Raw genomic sequence first — 17,285 nt, 5'->3', positions numbered from 1 at the left:
AGAATTCCATGTCTCGTATCGATAAACGCTTTCGTTCTCTCGCCGATCAGGGTCGCAAGGCGCTGGTTCCCTACATCACCGGGGGCGATCCCACCCCTGAGGTGACCGTCGACTACATGCACGCGCTGGTCGAGTCCGGTGCCGACATCATCGAACTCGGGGTCCCCTTCAGCGACCCCATGGCCGATGGCCCGGTCATCCAGAAGGCCTGTGAGCGTGCCTTGAAGCACGGCACCCGCCTGACCGACCTGCTGGCCATGGTGGCCGAATTTCGGCGTCAGGACGACGACACCCCGGTAGTGCTGATGGGCTATCTCAATCCCATCGAGCGCCTGGGTATCGAGCGCTTCGCCCGAGAGGCGAGGGCGGCCGGCGTCGATGGCGTGCTGGTGGTGGACATGCCGCCGGAAGAGGCCGATGAACTGGGGCCCTTGCTGGAAGCCGAGGATTTGGCGCCAATCTTTCTTGTCGCCCCTACCACTTCCCCAGAGCGTGCCGCTACAATATGCGCCCACGCGCATGGCTATCTCTACTATGTGTCGCTCAAGGGAGTGACCGGCTCGGCGAGCCTCAACGCCGACGATGTGGCGGCCCATCTGGCGCCGCTGCGCGAGCTGACCGATCTGGCCCTGTGTGTCGGTTTCGGTATCCGCGACGGCGCTTCCGCCGCGGAAGTGGCAAAGGTTGCCGATGGCGTCATCGTCGGCAGTGCCCTGGTCTCACGCATTGCCGAGCACTGTGACGCTCCCCGCGAGGCCATCGCCGAATTGAAGGCGGTGATGACAGAGATACGCCAGGCCCTGGACGCCTAAGAGGCGATCGGGGAAGAGATTCGACCCTGTCGTCGGCCACCGCCGGCGACCGTAGCAACGGAAGACTTCTGACATGAGCTGGCTAGACAAGATTGTGCCCTCGGTGGGCCGCATTCAGCGCAAGGACCGCCGGGCGAGCGTTCCGGACGGTCTCTGGCGTAAGTGCCCCAAGTGCGAGTCGGTGCTTTACCTGCCCGAACTCGAAAAGCACCACAACGTGTGCCCCAAGTGTGATCACCATCTGCGCCTGACTGCGCGCAAGCGCCTTGACTGGTTCCTCGACAAGGAAGGTCGCGAAGAGATCGCCGCCGACCTCGAGCCAGTGGATCGTCTCAAGTTTCGTGACTCCAAGAAGTACAAGGACCGCCTGGCCGCGGCCCAGAAGGACACCGGCGAGAACGACGCCCTGATCGCCATGCGCGGTTCGCTGGATGGCCTGCCGGTGGTCGCGGTGGCCTTCGAGTTCACCTTCATGGGTGGCTCCATGGGGGCCGTGGTCGGCGAGAAGTTCGTGCGTGCCGCCACTATCGCTCTCGAAGAGGGCCAGCCGCTGGTGTGTTTCTCGGCATCCGGCGGTGCGCGCATGCAGGAAGCGCTGTTCTCGCTGATGCAGATGGCCAAGACCTCCGCCGCGCTTGAGCGCCTCAAGCAGGCCGGCGTGCCCTATATCTCGGTGTTGACCGATCCGGTGTTCGGTGGCGTGTCGGCGTCACTGGCCATGCTCGGCGATCTCAACGTGGCCGAGCCCAACGCCCTGATCGGCTTTGCCGGTCCTCGGGTCATCGAACAGACGGTGCGCGAGAAGCTGCCTGAAGGCTTCCAGCGCAGCGAGTTCCTGCTCGAACACGGCACCGTCGACATGATCGTGCATCGCCACGAGATGCGTTCGCGGTTGGGTGGGGTGCTGCGCAAGCTGACCCATCAACCTGCGGTAGGTATCGCCGACGACAGTGAGCCCGACCTGGTGGACGCCGCCGAAGCCGCCGAGCGTGACCTGGCGGTGGCCATGGCAGACAGTGAAGGCGCCCAGGCCGAGCACGCGCCGGAGACGGCCGAGCAGCAGACGCACAGCGATGAAGCCGATGCTGCCCAAGGCGAGGAGCCGAAGGACGGCGAACGCACCCAGGACACACCGCGCTAGCCCATGGACAACGACGGTCTGCCCACCACGCTGGATAGCTGGCTCGCCCGACTCGAGGCCGCCCACCCCGTCGGCATCGATCTGGGCCTCGAGCGGGTCGCCTGTGTGGCACAGCGTCTCGGTCTGACCGAGCGGCCGATTGCACGCCGGGTGATCACCGTCGCCGGCACCAACGGCAAGGGGTCCACGGTGGCCATGCTCGAGGCGCTGGGACGGGCCCATGGGTTGTCCACGGCGGCCTACACCTCGCCCCATCTGGTGCGTTACAACGAGCGCCTTCGGCTGGACGCCAGCGAGGCCAGCGACGAGGTGCTGATCGAAGGCTTCGTCGCGGTGGAGCAGGCCAGGCTCGCGCCATCCCCGGTCAGCCTCACCTACTTCGAGGTCGGTACCCTGGCGGCGCTGTGGACCATCGCCAGGCGCCAGCCCGAGCTGGCGGTGCTGGAGGTCGGCCTCGGTGGTCGCCTGGATGCGGTCAATGTGGTGGATCCGGATGTGGCCGTGGTGACCACCGTGGCTCAGGACCACGCCGCCTTCCTGGGCAACGATATAGCGATCATCGGCCGCGAGAAAGCCGGGATCATGCGTACCGGGCGCCCGGCGGTGCTTGGCAGTCCTGACCTGCCCTCGAGCGTTGCCGACCATGCCCGTTCGCTGGGTGCGCCGATCTTTGCGCTCGGCGAGGCCTTCGCCCATTCGGGCAGCCATGCAGGCTCTCAAGCAGCACATTGTGCAGGACCTGATGGCGAACAGGGCGGCTGGTCGTGGCGCGGCAGCGACGCGCAAGGCCAGCCGGTCGGCCTGGAACGACTAAGCGATCCCGGGCTGCCGATGGATAACGCCGCTGCTGCGCTGCAGGCACTGTGGCTGGCCCTTGGTGAACTCGATCCAGACGCCTGTCGCCAGGCACTGGCCGAGGTGCGTCTTCCCGGGCGGATGCAGTGGCGCGGTAACTGGTGCCTTGACGTGGGTCACAACCCTCACGCCGCCAACTACCTGGCCGGGCGACTGGCCGAACGGCGTGAAGTGCAAAGGGACGTCCAGGGGCGGACCCTGTGTCTGATCGGCATGCTCGAGGACAAGGACGCCGAGGGGGTCATCGCCGCGCTGTCGCCGGTGGTGGACGCCTGGCTGCCGGTGACGCTCGAGGGCGATCGCGGACGTAGCGCAGCCGACCTGGCGGCACGCATCGAACATCAAGGTGGCACCATCCTTCACCACGCCGATAGCGTCGATGACGGCGCCGACTGGCTCGAATCGTGCGTCGAGCCGGCAGATCGTGTACTGGTGACGGGATCCTTCTTCACCGTGGCTGCCATACTGGCGAGATGGAGCCGCCAGTCCAGTGGCGGTGGCGTCATCGAGGGAGCGACATGAAATACGGAATGCGTGAGCGGATCAGCGGGATCATTATCGTGGTGGCGCTGGGCGTCATCTTCGTGCCGATGTTGTTTGATGAGCCCGAATCCCCCGAGCAGCGGCCGGACCCGGTGCTGACCATCGACCCGCCGGTGGATGTGGAGCGCCGCGACGTGCCTGAGCCCACCCCGCCGGAAGGGCTTGGGCAGATTCAGGCACCGGTTGCCCCCGGCGAGGGCAACGCTTCGCAGGCCGACCAGGGCCAGAGCGAACCCTCCGAGTCCAGCCAGCCACAGCAGGTGGATCCTGAACCGGCGCAGCAGGTGGCCGAACAGGCGTCCTCCGAGCGCCAGGCCGAGCCCGAGGCGGCCCCCGAGGCCAGCCAGCCGCGAGAAGATCCTATCGCCGCCCTGGCGCGCCAGGCCGAGCAGCGCACGACGAGCGGCCCCACCGCGGTGGAAGGCGGTGAGTGGGCGGTGCAGGTGGGCAGCTTCGGCGAGGCCGGCAACGCCCAGCGCCTGATGCAGAAGCTGCGCGACCAGGGTTACCCCGCCTACTCGCGTGAGCGCAACAACTCGCTGACCACGGTCTACGTGGGCCCCTTCGGCGCGTCCGAGGACGCCGAGGGCGTGATGAGCGAGCTCAAGTCCCGGGAAAATCTGCAGGGGCTTCTGGTCAAGGTGGATAGCTGATGCTGGTGACATGGGTGGACTGGGTCTTCGTCGCCGTGCTGGCGCTGGCCGTGGCGGCGGGCTTCGTCCGTGGCCTGGTGCGTGAGGCGCTAGGCCTGGCCAGCTGGATCGTGGCGCTTTTGGCGGCACGCATGTTCGCCGAGCCGGTGGCCGAGGTGCTGGGCAACTGGATCGACAGTCCGGACGGCCGGCTTATCGTGGCCTTTATCCTGATCATCGTGATCACGATCCTGCTCGGCGGCATCCTGATACGGATGATCCAGGCGGCGGTGGAGTGGGCCGGCGCCGGCTTTCTCAACCGCCTGACCGGCGCCTTGTTCGGTGGGGTGAAGGCGGCAGCGGTGTTGACCCTGGTCACGCTGCTGATCGGCTTTACCCCGCTGGATCAACTGACGGCCTGGCAGGATGCCAGCGTGCGCCCGCACTTCGAGCAACTGCGTGACTGGGGCCTTGGCCAACTGAGTGATTTCGAGGGCAGCCTGCCGGACTTTCCCGAGTCCCTGCGCGAGCTGCCCCAGGCAGAACCATCGCCGCCGACCGGTGGCGAGGCAGAGGGATCTGCCATCGACGATGCGAAGCAAGGTGCCACAAGCACGCTCTGACTTCGCCAGTGACAGACGACTCTTGCGCTGGCCCCCGGGCGGCGTTTCACGGTAAATGAGGTAAGTTGAATGTGCGGTATCGTCGGCCTGATGGCCAAGCAGGCGGTTAACCAGGCAATCTACGACGCCCTGACGGTGCTACAGCACCGGGGTCAGGACGCGGCGGGCATGATGACCTGGAACGAGGGCCGTTTCCTGCTGCGCAAGAGCAACGGTCTGGTACGTGACGTCTTCCACACACGCCACATGGCGCGCCTGAAGGGCAACCTGGGCATCGGCCACGTGCGCTATCCCACCGCCGGCTCGTCCAGCGAGGCCGAGTCGCAGCCGTTCTACGTGAACTCTCCGTACGGTCTGGCGCTGGCGCACAACGGCAACCTGACCAATTCCGAGCAGCTCAAGAAGGAACTGTTCTCCTCGGATCTCCGTCACATCAACACAAGCTCGGACTCCGAGGTGCTGCTCAACGTCTTCGCCCATGAGCTGGGCAAGCAGGGGCCCCATCTGCTGCCGGGCGACATCTTCGACGCCGTGCGTCGGGTGCACCGTCGTTGCCGGGGCGGCTACGCTGCGGTGGCGGTGATCAACGGTGTTGGCCTGGTCGCCTTCCGTGATCCCCAGGGCATCCGTCCGGTGGTCTTCGGCACCCGCGATCAGGGCGAGGGGCAGGAAGTGATGATCGCCTCCGAGTCGGTGGCGCTGGACGTCGGTGGTTTCGAGCTGGTGCGCGACCTGGCGCCGGGCGAGGCCATCTTCGTCGACATGGATGGCAACTACCACACTCAGTCCTGTGCCGATCGTCCGCTGCTTGCCCCCTGCATCTTCGAGCACGTCTACCTGGCGCGCCCCGATTCGCTGCTGGACGGTGCCTACGTCTACGGCACCCGCCTGCAGATGGGCCGCAAGCTCGCCGATCGCATCAAGAGCGAATGGCCGGATCACGACATCGATGTGGTCATCCCGATTCCCGACACCTCGCGCACCTCGGCACTCGAGATGGCCCAGCACCTGGGGGTCACCTATCGCGAAGGCTTCATGAAGAACCGCTACATCGGGCGGACCTTCATCATGCCCGGGCAGACCCAGCGCAAGAAGTCCGTGCGCCAGAAGCTCAACGCCATCGATATCGAGTTCAAGGGCAAGAACGTGCTTCTGGTGGACGACTCCATCGTGCGTGGCACCACCTGCAAGCAGATCATCCAGATGGCCCGCGACGCCGGCGCCAACAAGGTATACTTTGCCTCTGCCGCGCCGCCCGTGCGTTATCCCAACGTCTACGGCATCGACATGCCCGCCGCCAGCGAGCTGATCGCCCATGGCCGCAGCGAGGCCGAGGTGGGCGAGCTGATCGGTGCCGATCGTATCGTTTACCAGGACCTCGAGGACCTGAAGGCGGCCTGTCGTGAGGTCAATCCGGCGCTGGCCGAGTTCGACTGTTCGGTGTTTGATGGCAAGTACATCACCGGCGACATCGACGAGGCCTACCTGTCTGATCTCGAGGCTTCGCGCAACGATGGCGCCAAGCAGGATCAGAGCGCTGGCGATCACGCCCTGGTCGGCATGCACAATCAGGACGATATCGACTGATACCCAACAGCGGATCGCAGGGCGCCGTCGACCGGCAAGGGGAGTGCCCCAGGGCACTCCCTCTCGGCACGCCAGAGACGACGGCACCGGGCGAGTGATGGAGACGGATATGCTGGACCCGACGCAGGACGAATGGAACCTCGAGACCCTGGCCATCCGGGCGGGGCACGATCGCACCCAGGAGCAGGAACACTCCGAGCCGATCTTTCCGACCTCGAGCTTTGTCTACGGCAGCGCAGCCGAAGCGGCGCGCAAGTTTTCCGGTGATGAGCCGGGGAACGTCTACTCGCGCTTCACCAACCCCACGGTACGTACCTTCGAGCGTCGCCTGGCGGCGATGGAAGGGGGCGAGCGCTGTGTGGCCACCAGTTCCGGCATGGCCGCCATCCTGTCCACCGCGCTGGCACTGCTTCAGGCCGGTGACGAGATCGTCGCCTCGCGCTCGTTGTTCGGCTCCACCGTCAGCCTGTTCGACAAGTACCTCGGCAAGTTCGGTATCACCACACGCTATGTGGAGCTTTCCGATCTGGACGCCTGGGAAGCGGCGATGACCCCGGCGACTCGACTGCTGTTCGCCGAGACGCCTTCCAACCCGCTGTCCGAGGTCGTCGATATCGAAGCTCTGGCCGAACTGGCCCATCGCCATGATGCCTTGCTCGCCATCGACAACTGCTTCTTGACGCCGGCGCTGCAGCGGCCGCTGTCACTGGGCGCCGATCTGGTGATCCATTCGGCCACCAAGTACCTGGATGGCCAGGGGCGCGCCATCGGCGGGGCCGTGGTCGGGCGTGACAAGGAGCTCGAGGAAGTCTTCGGAGTGGTGCGGACCTGCGGCCCATGCCTCAGTCCCTTCAATGCCTGGATCTTCACCAAGGGACTGGAGACGCTGAACCTGCGGATGAAGGCTCACGCCGCCTCGGCGCTGGAACTGGCGCGCTGGCTTGACGCTCACCCGGCGGTAGAGAAGGTTCACTACAGCGGACTCGAGAGTCATCCCCAGCACCAGGTGGCGAGCCGCCAGCAGCAGGGCTTCGGCGCCGTGGTCGGGGTCGAGGTCAAGGGCGGGCGCGAGCAGGCCTGGTCAGTGGTCGATGCCACCCGCATGCTGTCGATCACCGGCAACCTGGGGGATGCCAAGACCACCATTACCCACCCGGCGACCACCACCCACGGGCGCCTGTCGGACGAACAGAAGGCGACCGCCGGCATTTCCGAGAACCTGCTGCGCATCGCCGTGGGGCTCGAGAATCTCGACGACATCAAGGCTGACCTGGCCAGGGGGCTCGACGCCCTGGTCTAGAGGTTCGCCCGAGGCTGCCATGCTGGAGCCTCCCCATAGTGATGTGTCGAAGCGCTGCTTTACCACGACCGCCGCACGAGTCCGCTCGTCGGCGGTCGTTGCGTTACGGGGGAAGGGCAGTAGCCAGGCGCGCCATATCGCGGTTTTATCGTATCTATCGTTCGAAATTTTTCCACGGTTTGCCGTCTAAAGATGCGTTAAGCTCGATTTCATCGATTAATCAAAGGACGTTGGCATGTGGCGAAATTCACGCCAGGGGTGGGGCCTGTTCGCCATCCTGCTGCACTGGACAAGTGCGCTGGCGATTCTCGGTCTGTTCGCCCTGGGCTGGTGGATGACCGGTCTCGACTACTACAGCAACTGGTACAACCTGGCACCCTGGTGGCATCGTGGCGTCGGCATGTTACTGCTGTTCGTGGTGGCTGGCCGCATTCTCTGGCGGCTGGTGCAGCCATCCCCCGAGGCCCACGGTTCAGCGCTTGAGCGTCGCGGAGCGGCGCTGGGCCATCTGGCGCTGTATCTACTGATGACCACGGTGCTGATCAGCGGGTATCTCATCTCCACCGCCGACGGCAAGGGCATCGCCGTGCTCGACCTGTTTACCGTGCCCGCGCTGATCAGTGACCTGCCGGAGCAGGCCTCCCGCGCCGGCGTGGTTCACTGGTACAGTGCGCTGGCGCTGATCATCCTGTCGGCGGGCCACGCCCTGGCGGCCTTCAAGCATCACTACCTGGACCGTCAGGATACCCTGGTTCGCATGGTCGACCCGCGCCTGGCGCGTCGGGCCAAGCCTGACAAGACCACCGGGGAGCAGGCCTGAGCACGCCAACGTTACCCTGCGACCGCCGGCAAGCGTTGTCCGGACGTCAAGAATCGACCGCCCCGGGGCCGATGCATGACCCAAGGTCGGTATAGAGAAAGAGTGCTGACGCAATCACCGCGTAACCATCAAGGAGAGTGACATGTTCAAGAAGACCGCCATCGCCGCCCTGACCGCTGCTTCGCTGCTGCCGCTGGCCCAGGCCCAGGCCGCCGACTACGCCATCGATTCTGAAGGCCAGCACGCCTTTATCCAGTTCAAGATCAGCCACCTCGGCTATTCCTATATTTTGGGTAGCTTCGAGTCCTTCGACGGTACCTTCAGCTACGACCCGGAAAACGTCGAGGCGGCGTCCGCCGAGGTCGAGGTCGATGTCACCAGTCTGAATACCAACCACGCCGAGCGCGACAAGCACATCCTGAGCGGTGACTTCCTCGACGCCGGTGAGTACCCGACCGCCACCTTTACCTCCACCGGTTTTGAATCTACCGGCGATGGCGAGGGTGTTCTGAGCGGTGACCTGACCCTGCACGGTGTGACCAACAGCATCGAGATGCCGGTGACCCTGCTGGGCGAGGGTGACGACCCCTGGGGTGGCTATCGCGCAGGCTTCGAAGGTTCCACCGAGCTGGCACTGTCCGACTACGACATCGACATGAGCAAGTTCCCCGAGCCGATGCACAACCTTGAGCTCTACGTGACCTTCGAAGGCATTCGTCAGTAACACGCCTTGGTCAACATGACGAAAGCCCCGGGACAGGTGCCCGGGGCTTTTGCCGTTGAAGGAGGCTGAGCGAGGGTTCGTTATGGCTTACCATAAGCGGCCTATCTACCATCCGGAGACACCGTGCACCTAAGTTCCGACTCTACCTCCCTGGGGCGCACCCTGTGGCAAAAGACCTGGCCGATGGCGATCGGAGTGTTGTCACTGCTCGGCTTCCAGCTGGTCGACTCTGCCTTCGTCGCGCGCCTGGGCACCGCCCCCCTGGCGGCCCAGTCCTACACCTTTCCGCTGTCGTTTCTGATCATCGGCGTACAGGTGGGCATGGGGATCGCCATTGCCGCCTTGATTTCCCGGGCGCTGGGGGGAGGCGAAGACGACCGCGCCCAACGTCTGGGCAGCCTGTCGCTGATGATGGGGACAGTCGCCATCGGCCTGCTGGCGCTGGTGTTATGGGCCCTGCAGAGTCCCATCTTCGGGGCCCTTGGGGCCGACGCTCACGCGCGGGAGTTGATTCGCGCCTACTGGGCACCCCAGCTGGTCGCCGCCTGGCTAGGGGCGGTGGTGTACTTCGGCTACAGCCTGTTTCGTGCCCACGGCAACACCAGCTTTCCCGGCAGCATGATGGTGCTGACCAGCCTGGTGAACCTGTGTCTCGATCCGATTCTGATCTTTGGTATCGGCAACTGGGACGGGCTGGGCCTGCCCGGGGCCGCCTGGGCCACGGTGATCGCCTTTGGCAGTGGCCTTGCCTTGCTCGGCTGGCAGTTGAAGGGACGCCACTGGCTCGCGTTCGAAGGCCTCCGGGAGGAATGGCGGCTATCGGGGCGCTCCTTTGCCGGGGTCGCCTGTCCCGCCATGGTCAGCCAATTGATGCCGCCGCTGGCGGCGATGCTGGCGATTTCCACCGTGTCACGCCTGGGCGAATCCGCCGTGGCGGCCTGGGGACTTGCCAGCCGTCTGGAGACGGTGTCGCTGATGGTGGTGCTGGCGCTGACCATGTCGTTGCCACCCTGGCTCGGCCGCTGCTACGGCGCCGGCGACTGGGCCCAGGTGCACCGCCTGATGCGCCTTGCCCTAAAGGTAGTGGTGGTGTGGCAGTTGATGCTGGGTGTGTCGCTGGCACTGGCTTCGCCCTGGGTCGCCCGTGCCCTGGCCGGCACGCCGGAGGTCAGCGAATCGCTGATGGTGCTGATGCGCTTCATGTTGCCGAGCTATGCCGCGCTCGGGGTGTGCATGCTGGTGGTGTCGGCCGGCAATGCCCTCGGCTGGCCGATGCGCGCCATGTTGCTGTCTGCCGCGCGGTTGTTCGTGTTCTACCTGCCATGCCTGTGGCTCGGCGTAACGCTGATGGGCGGTGTTACCGGCCTTGGGCTTGGAGCGGGGATGGGCAACCTGCTGGCGGGGCTTGGCGCCTACCTGTTGCTGCGGCGGACCCTGTCGCGCCCCAAGCGTAGCGGAAAGGGTGAAATCCAGGGTGGTTGAATCAACTGTTTTGACGTAAATGAAGGAAAGGAAAGCCTGTCGCTGGTGATAACTTCGATATCACTGTTCGCGAAAGGTAGGAAAAAAAGAATAAAACACTTCGGGCTCGACCCTATACTCCTCTCATTGCAGGCCGTGGCCATTGGCCACGGCCTATCTCATGCTCAACGCCCGGGATCGGGACGGGCCATCGACAACGAGAACAGAGGAGTGGCGACATGAAGGTACTGGTACTGGGAGCGGGTGTCGTAGGGGTTACCACCGCCTACTATCTGGCCCGTCAGGGACACGAGGTAAAGGTGGTCGATCGTCAGCCCTCCGTGGCGATGGAGACCAGCTACGGCAACGCCGGCCAGGTATCCTTCGGCTTCTCTTCCCCCTGGGCTGCCCCGGGCATCCCCCAGAAGGCGGTCAAGTGGATGTTCCAGGAGCATGCACCGCTCAAGATCCAGCCCAAGATGGACTCGAACATGGGTCGCTTCATGATGCAGATGCTCAGCAACTGCAATCCCGACAGCTACGCCCTCAACAAGGAGCGCATGGTCCGCGTCGCTGAGCACAGCCGCGCCTGCATCAATGCGCTGCGTGACGAGACCGGGCTGCGCTACGAAGATCGCCAGCGTGGCCTGCTGCAGCTGTTCCGTACCGAAAAGCAGGTCGAAGCGGTGGGCAAGGACATGAAGGTCCTCGAGCAGTGCGGCGTGCGTCATGAACTGCTGGACGCCAGCCGCATCGCCCAGGTGGAGCCGGCGCTTGCCCGTGTGCCCGGCAAGTTTGTCGGAGGCCTGCATCTGCCCGACGATCAGACCGGTGACTGCCACCTGTTCACCAATCGCCTGGCCGACTACTGCCGCGAGAAGCTCGGTGTCGAGTTCATGTTCAACACCACCATCGAGCGGCTGACGCGGGTCTCCGGCAAGGTAGAGGCGGTGCACACCAGCGCCGGCACCCTGACCGCCGACGCCTACGTGATGGCGCTGGGCAGCTACTCGCCGTTCCTTGCCCGTGACCTGGACATCCGCCTGCCGATCTACCCGGTCAAGGGCTACAGTCTGACCCTGCCGGTGGTCGACGACGGCGGCGCTCCCCAGTCCACCGTCATGGACGAAACCTTCAAGGTGGCGATTTCGCGCTTCGACGACCGTATCCGTGTCGGCGGCACCGCGGAGCTGGCATCCTACGACCTCAGCCTGGCCGAGAAGCGTCGTGCCACCATTTCCATGGTCGTGCGCGATGTATTCCCGGAAGGCGGCGATCTGGTCAAGGCCGAGTTCTGGACCGGCCTGCGTCCGATGACCCCGGACTCCACACCGATCATCGGCGCGACCAAGTACGACAACCTGTGGCTCAACACCGGCCACGGCACCCTGGGCTGGACCATGAGCTGTGGCAGTGCTCAGCTGCTGTCCGACCTGATCGACGGTCGTACGCCCGCCATCAACCCCGATGGTCTGGCCGTATCCCGCTACGCCGCCTGAAGCCTGAGGCTGTAGAGGCAAGACAAGGCATAACGTCAAGGCACAGCGCCAAGACACAGCCGCCACCGGTAGACAGCCAGAGCAGGGTGGTGCAGCAGTGCTGCCACCCACGCAGCCGCCAAACGACACCCCGACGGGCCCCGCCCGCCGGGGTGTCGTCGTTTGTGGTGACGATTCGGTGTCTTCCTCCACATACCGTACGCAGGATTGTAAACAACGACAGACGTCCACCTCGGGATTGAGCTCATGCTCGAATCACCGTGCCCGACGGACTACGCTGGGAGAGGATAAGTAAAGTTAGCCTCATGAGACGCAGCTATCACCGGCACTCCCGGCCAGGGGGGGCGAAGGCGTTGCCTTCGCGTTATTGAGGCGGTGGTCGCACCACAAGATAGCAGGGCACTTGTCGTGACGTGAAGGAGGCACTACAGGGGCGTGTTCGAGTGACACACCTCGGCGGTAGCCTGCCCGCGAGGAATTCGAGAACTCCCGTTTATTGCGGACGCGTTGCACTCAGAATTAGCGGCCAGAACCTCTTAAGTACAGGAACATGAAGGGGATACCTGATCGCAAGAGGTTCTCGAGCTTGATTTTGTACTTATTTAATCATCAGACTCATCATAGAGGGTAGGTGTCCGCACTGCTGTTGCAGGGTGGTGAGGATGTTGGTGTGAGGGATCTTTTGGACAAAATGGAAAGTTGTCGTTAGTAGTAGGCATTTGACGTCCATAGTGATGGTGAAGTTATCACTTAGCAGATACCGTTGGCCCGTCGCAAGGTCTTGCTGGCGAGAAGGCGAGTGCCAGTTATTACACGACTGATCGGGGCGTTCTGTGTTCTTGCTTGGAATGTCTATGGATGCCAGGCCTAGGTGTAGTGAATTTACCGTGAAAACAAAGTTCATAGAAATATTTATTTTAAGCGCCATAATTATACCGCACCGGTATGATTATACAATATTTTGGAGTTTGAGCATGGATTGGGATACAGTCGCTAGATTTTTATTGGGTTTTGCCGCTATCGTTACTGCATGGAAAACGTTTTTTGATGTTTCTTCCGGAAATAAAATCAATCTAAGAGAAGAGTATAATTTCGCAAAAGGGTTTTTAAATGATTCGGGAAAGGAGACTCTGCATCCATATGTACTTAGTAAAGGTTATCAGGCGATTGCAGGCACGATAGCTGTAAAATCTAATGAAATAGAGTATATTTTATCTCTGAAAGACTCTGTTCAATGCTTGCGCGATTTTATTTTTTCTAAACAGATGTTCGAAAGACTGGAGGTTGAAAGAGACTTTAAGTTGTTTTTTAAGAAAAAGTATAAGACGAAATTTTCTAGGGTGTGGCGTAAGTCATTTTATTCAATATGTTATGTGATTATGTCGTTTTTAGCTCTTTCACCAATGGTTTTATCCAGCATCCTAGGTTTTTCATCCTCTGAGGTGTTACTTAAAGTTATGTTTACACTACCTTTTTTTGGCTTGTATGCATGGCTTTCGATGAAAGCGTGCGTAAAAATAGGTAGAGCAGAATATCTTTTCAATAATCAAAGTCAGTTTGCGTCAAGGGTTTTGTTATAATCATCGTTAATGATTTTAATATGCCGTATGAGCGTTTTTGAAACTTGGCCTTTATGTTGGATTATCTCACCCATTGTTAGATTTATTACAAATAAGTTTCTCCATTGTTGTAGAGGTAGATTGCCCCGAAGGTAAGATGCGAGCTGAAATCATGATTGCAGTTTGTGACGTGTCTGCAAGTGTCGCTTGGTACAAAGTAATTCTAGGTTGCTCAAACGACCATGATCGCCCAGACTTTGATCGGCTTATGTACAACGGAAAAGTATTTTTTATGCTACACCAGCTTCAGGCAGGCGAACATGGTCTCAAGCCACCTGCTAAAGACGCTGTCGGGAATGGCTTCCTTCTCTGGGTCTTCGTCGAAGATTCTAGAGCAGGTATTTCTGCGAGCCAAGCAGCAGGACGCAGAGATTATCGTGCAGCCGCATGATAACTCGCTTGCTGGGTGGCGTGAGTTTACCTTTCGCGACCCAGACGGTTATCACATAGCAATTGCAGAGTCGATGTAAGTGAGAAACCGTCTAACAATTCGTTTGAGCCGAACCCGCTCTGCGGGACTAAAGTAGAGAAGCGCTTGAATTGCAAGGGGAATCTAGTGATATGTTTGGTTGTGCTGGCTCATCCGCTGAAGAGTAGTTTGTGTTATTATTTTGCACATAAGACTGTTAAGTATTTAGCACCTAAATGCTATAAAATTACGCTGGTTGACTTATATGAGCGCAGTTTTTCGCCAGTTTTAACCTGTCATGAGTGAAGGAGTTATTATCAGCCTAAATTTAATGATGGCTTGCTTGTCGAAGAAATATCACAGTTGAAATAAGCAGAATCGCTGATATTGGTATTTCCTACGGCGCTCTCAAAGAGAACGTGCAATATCTTGTCGATAAGATTTTGAATTTTCTCATTGAGACCGCCCACCTGATACATTACACCTACCAAGTAATGGTCAGTTTCAAATCTCTGTCAATACACTCCGGAAGTTTAATGAAACCGTCGAGGAAGTAAGTCGTGTGCCAAGAAAAATACAGTCAGGTCGGCGGTCTCAATGAGCAAGTGCGTGTGGCATCGAACGGGACCTGCAGGGCCGCGCCATTTTTCCTACGCTGAATAGGCATTGGCGTGGGCGATCGTCATGTGGCTCAGGATGGATGGTGCTTAGCGGGACGGCGCCGTCTCGGTGGTATCCGGTATCGAATCGGTGAGCGGGTGGCTGAGGATGGATCAGGCCAACCGAGGCCAGCGATCAAAAGGTGCGGTACACCCAATTGTGCACTCGGTGCACTCGGTGCACTCGATGCGTTCAGGTTCAGGCTCGGGGAGGTGGCGTATGACCAGGCGCGTTGGGTTTCGGAGGCTATGTCTCTCGATGGTGATACTCGCTGGTTCGTCGGCGGCTCTGGGCGCCGGCCTGCCATCGGGGGAGGGCAGGGAGGCAGTCGAAGTGCAGTGCTCGGTGTGCCATCCGGTCAGTCGCATCAGCCAGAGCCTTGGCTACAGCCGTGAGGAGTGGCTCGAGTTGATGGGCACCATGGTGGATCTCTCGAGTGATCCTGCCCGCCGCGGGGCTATCGCCGACTATCTGGCGGAGCATTTTCCTCCCAATGAGCGGCGGGCACCGACGTTGCTTGAGGGAGATACCGATATCAGTTTCAACGAATGGGTGGTGCCGACGCTCGGGCAACGCTCGCGGGATCCCGCCGAGGCGCCAGATGGCGGGATCTGGTGGGCGGGCCAATGGGGAAATCTGGTGGGGCGCATTGATCCCATGTCCGGTGAGATGCGCGAATACCCGCTACCGCCCGGCAGCATGCCTCACTCGGTGACGCTGGATCGTGACGGTGGCGTGTGGTTTACCGGCAACAAGAACGGGACGCTGGGGCGTCTCGACCCGGCCAGTGGGGATATCGAGGTGGTCGACATGCCGGACCCCTCGGTGCGTGATCCCCACACGGCCGTGTTCGATGATGACGGTGTTCTCTGGTTTACGGCGCAGCACGCCAATCGCGTCGGACGCCTCGATCCACAAACCGGTGAGGTCGAACTCGTTGCCATGCCCACCACTGGGGCGCGGCCCTACGGCATCAAGATCGATGCAGAGGGCACACCCTGGGTGGCCTGCAATGGCAGCAACTGCCTGGTACGGGTCGATCCCGACACCATGGCGCTTACCGAAATCGAACTTCCCCACCAGGCAACCACTGTGCGCAGGCTCGATATCGCCGATGACGGCATGATCTGGTACGTCAATTCGGGAAGGGGCCGGCTTGGGCGCTATGACTCCCGCAGCGGTGAGGTGCAGGAGTGGCCGTCGCCAAGCGGCGAGAAGTCTCATCCCTACGCGATCGCGGTACTCGATGGCGTGGTCTGGTACAACGAATCCGGGATGCGTCCCGATGCCCTGGTGCGCTTTGATCCCGCCACCGAGACCTTCCAGAGCTGGGCGATCCCGTCCGGCGGTATTTACGCCGGTATCGTGCGGCATATGCGACCGACCCGGAATGGCGACCTGCTGATTCATCAGAGCGCCACCAATCGCATCATTCGTGTCGAGATCAATCGCTAGGGACCACCGGTTGTTCCGGTACCCGTTACGCCGTCCCCTTCAGGCACCCCGTCGAGAAAGCCTCTCGGCGGGGTGTCTTCGTTTGTTGCCTTGATGGTTGATTGAACATCGTCACATTGACGAAGACAGTCTATGCTTCAAAGGCCAAGTTTACTTAGGAAGAGTGTTCTACGGGGGTAGTCATTCTGATTGAATCCACCAGGAGTACTTGGTAAGTACTTGATAAATTAGCCGAGATGTTTGGTGTCCTGCGGTCGTGGCCCCGGTGCCTTTTTAAGCACATTTTATTCAGGGCTGCGCCGCCAGAAGCGCTTTCCTTTCCGTGTCAGATGAAAGAGGTCAGCGCGGGGACGCTGTCGGGGCGCCTTGCCCGTTATCCAAAGCTCCGGTGTCCGAGCATGTTTCCCTCCTTCCTCGCATAGCACCGGATTCCGGTCGCCTGCCTCCTGTTTCAGTGGGCTGACGTCCCGGAAGTCGACTACCCCCGCTCGGTCATCGTTTCGATGACCCGGGTAGCGTTATTTCTCGCCGAGCTTCTTGTTGACGACCTGTACTGCGCTGCCCTGCGAAGTTGCAAACGTCATTCAACGTCAAGGAGCCAACACATGAACACGTCAAAAGACCCCGATCCCTGCCCATGCCGCTCTCAGGTGGGGCTGGGCAAGGATCGGGCGGAAGAGCTCGTGGTGGCCAGGGTGCCCCAGGGCTTTGAGGCCAACATCAATGTGCGCCTAGTGCCTGGAGGAGACTTCGCGCTCCCCAAGCGTCCTCTGCGCTGCCGTCCTCGCAAGGGAGCGCCCCGTCGGGATGCCGAGCCGCTGGCGTTACCAGTGGAGGTGATGAAGAAACTCCAGGAGGCCGACAAGTTGATGATGGAGTGGTTGGCCAAGGACGAGGCGAACGCGAGCCTATACATGGCGCGTCCTGTCGAGGCCTTGCCCAAGGCCGGTGTCAAATTGTCAAGGCAGGAGCTGAAGGCCGTCGAGCGGGCCCACGGGGAGGTCGAACAGACAGCAGTGGTAGGTCCCGGAGTGAAGGTGGCGGGTTTCAAGGCTGCGGCCTTCCCGCGTGGTCGTATCGGCGAGATCAAGCCGGGTGCGAAGCCGCAGGACGATGATGGCTTTGCTGTTCACAAGGAGGGCTAG

The 17,285-nt window shown here is 61.3% G+C and carries 15 protein-coding genes; all 15 read left to right on the top strand.

Annotated elements, in window-relative coordinates:
- The first annotated feature begins 8 nt into the window (after positions 1-8).
- Positions 9-812, top strand: a complete 804-nt coding sequence (gene trpA / locus NKF27_RS12095; protein ID WP_253551878.1) for a tryptophan synthase subunit alpha — start codon at positions 9-11, stop codon at positions 810-812.
- Between the two features lie 73 nt (positions 813-885).
- Positions 886-1,953 (top strand): acetyl-CoA carboxylase, carboxyltransferase subunit beta, encoded by a 1,068-nt coding sequence (gene accD, locus NKF27_RS12090; protein ID WP_108133030.1) that lies wholly within the window; start codon positions 886-888, stop codon positions 1,951-1,953.
- Positions 1,954-1,956: 3 nt separating this feature from the next.
- Positions 1,957-3,330, top strand: coding sequence for a bifunctional tetrahydrofolate synthase/dihydrofolate synthase (folC, locus tag NKF27_RS12085; RefSeq protein ID WP_253551876.1), 1,374 nt, complete (start codon positions 1,957-1,959; stop codon positions 3,328-3,330).
- Positions 3,327-4,004, top strand: coding sequence for an SPOR domain-containing protein (locus NKF27_RS12080; RefSeq protein WP_253551875.1), 678 nt, complete (start codon positions 3,327-3,329; stop codon positions 4,002-4,004). Before folC ends, NKF27_RS12080 begins: the two co-directional genes overlap by 4 nt.
- Positions 4,004-4,606 (top strand): CvpA family protein, encoded by a 603-nt coding sequence (locus tag NKF27_RS12075; protein ID WP_071211105.1) that lies wholly within the window; start codon positions 4,004-4,006, stop codon positions 4,604-4,606. Before NKF27_RS12080 ends, NKF27_RS12075 begins: the two co-directional genes overlap by 1 nt.
- Positions 4,607-4,675: 69 nt before the next feature.
- On the top strand, positions 4,676-6,193 hold the full coding sequence (purF, locus tag NKF27_RS12070; RefSeq protein ID WP_045992459.1) for an amidophosphoribosyltransferase: 1,518 nt from the start codon (positions 4,676-4,678) through the stop codon (positions 6,191-6,193).
- Between the two features lie 109 nt (positions 6,194-6,302).
- Positions 6,303-7,493, top strand: a complete 1,191-nt coding sequence (locus NKF27_RS12065) for an O-succinylhomoserine sulfhydrylase (protein ID WP_239452535.1) — start codon at positions 6,303-6,305, stop codon at positions 7,491-7,493.
- 235 nt (positions 7,494-7,728) lie between these two features.
- Entirely contained in the window at positions 7,729-8,313 is a 585-nt protein-coding gene (locus tag NKF27_RS12060; RefSeq protein ID WP_045992461.1) for a cytochrome b, read from the top strand.
- 142 nt (positions 8,314-8,455) lie between these two features.
- Positions 8,456-9,037, top strand: a complete 582-nt coding sequence (locus tag NKF27_RS12055) for a YceI family protein (protein WP_108448841.1) — start codon at positions 8,456-8,458, stop codon at positions 9,035-9,037.
- 183 nt (positions 9,038-9,220) lie between these two features.
- Positions 9,221-10,519 carry an MATE family efflux transporter gene (locus NKF27_RS12050; RefSeq protein ID WP_253556467.1) on the top strand — a complete coding sequence of 433 codons (1,299 nt, stop codon included), beginning with the start codon at positions 9,221-9,223 and terminating at the stop codon, positions 10,517-10,519.
- A gap of 218 nt (positions 10,520-10,737) precedes the next feature.
- Positions 10,738-11,997 carry a D-amino acid dehydrogenase gene (locus NKF27_RS12045; RefSeq protein ID WP_253551866.1) on the top strand — a complete coding sequence of 420 codons (1,260 nt, stop codon included), beginning with the start codon at positions 10,738-10,740 and terminating at the stop codon, positions 11,995-11,997.
- 974 nt (positions 11,998-12,971) lie between these two features.
- The gene (locus NKF27_RS12040; RefSeq protein WP_253551864.1) at positions 12,972-13,577 is read left to right on the top strand and encodes a hypothetical protein; all 606 of its coding nucleotides are present in this window, start codon (positions 12,972-12,974) and stop codon (positions 13,575-13,577) included.
- Positions 13,578-13,614: 37 nt separating this feature from the next.
- Complete coding sequence (locus tag NKF27_RS12035; protein ID WP_253551862.1) at positions 13,615-14,007, top strand: hypothetical protein; 393 nt, start codon at positions 13,615-13,617, stop codon at positions 14,005-14,007.
- A 1,011-nt stretch (positions 14,008-15,018) separates the two neighbouring features.
- Positions 15,019-16,140, top strand: a complete 1,122-nt coding sequence (locus NKF27_RS12030; RefSeq protein ID WP_253551860.1) for a hypothetical protein — start codon at positions 15,019-15,021, stop codon at positions 16,138-16,140.
- A gap of 605 nt (positions 16,141-16,745) precedes the next feature.
- Positions 16,746-17,285 carry a hypothetical protein gene (locus NKF27_RS12025; RefSeq protein WP_253551858.1) on the top strand — a complete coding sequence of 180 codons (540 nt, stop codon included), beginning with the start codon at positions 16,746-16,748 and terminating at the stop codon, positions 17,283-17,285.

This window comes from Halomonas sp. DN3 (assembly GCF_024137905.1).
GTDB lineage: Bacteria > Pseudomonadota > Gammaproteobacteria > Pseudomonadales > Halomonadaceae > Halomonas > Halomonas litopenaei.
Note: the sequence above shows the minus strand (reverse complement) of the source record. Positions and strands in the feature narration are given on the sequence as shown.

Excerpts from the sequence above, each read along its gene's own strand:
- trpA (WP_253551878.1), top strand. The coding sequence starts at position 9 with ATGTCTCGTATCGATAAACGCTTTCGTTCTCTCGCCGATCAGGGTCGC.
- accD (WP_108133030.1), top strand. The coding sequence starts at position 886 with ATGAGCTGGCTAGACAAGATTGTGCCCTCGGTGGGCCGCATTCAGCGC.
- folC (WP_253551876.1), top strand. The coding sequence starts at position 1,957 with ATGGACAACGACGGTCTGCCCACCACGCTGGATAGCTGGCTCGCCCGA.
- NKF27_RS12080 (WP_253551875.1), top strand. The coding sequence starts at position 3,327 with ATGAAATACGGAATGCGTGAGCGGATCAGCGGGATCATTATCGTGGTG.
- NKF27_RS12075 (WP_071211105.1), top strand. The coding sequence starts at position 4,004 with ATGCTGGTGACATGGGTGGACTGGGTCTTCGTCGCCGTGCTGGCGCTG.
- purF (WP_045992459.1), top strand. The coding sequence starts at position 4,676 with ATGTGCGGTATCGTCGGCCTGATGGCCAAGCAGGCGGTTAACCAGGCA.
- NKF27_RS12065 (WP_239452535.1), top strand. The coding sequence starts at position 6,303 with ATGCTGGACCCGACGCAGGACGAATGGAACCTCGAGACCCTGGCCATC.
- NKF27_RS12060 (WP_045992461.1), top strand. The coding sequence starts at position 7,729 with ATGTGGCGAAATTCACGCCAGGGGTGGGGCCTGTTCGCCATCCTGCTG.
- NKF27_RS12055 (WP_108448841.1), top strand. The coding sequence starts at position 8,456 with ATGTTCAAGAAGACCGCCATCGCCGCCCTGACCGCTGCTTCGCTGCTG.
- NKF27_RS12050 (WP_253556467.1), top strand. The coding sequence starts at position 9,221 with ATGGCGATCGGAGTGTTGTCACTGCTCGGCTTCCAGCTGGTCGACTCT.
- NKF27_RS12045 (WP_253551866.1), top strand. The coding sequence starts at position 10,738 with ATGAAGGTACTGGTACTGGGAGCGGGTGTCGTAGGGGTTACCACCGCC.
- NKF27_RS12040 (WP_253551864.1), top strand. The coding sequence starts at position 12,972 with ATGGATTGGGATACAGTCGCTAGATTTTTATTGGGTTTTGCCGCTATC.
- NKF27_RS12025 (WP_253551858.1), top strand. The coding sequence starts at position 16,746 with ATGAACACGTCAAAAGACCCCGATCCCTGCCCATGCCGCTCTCAGGTG.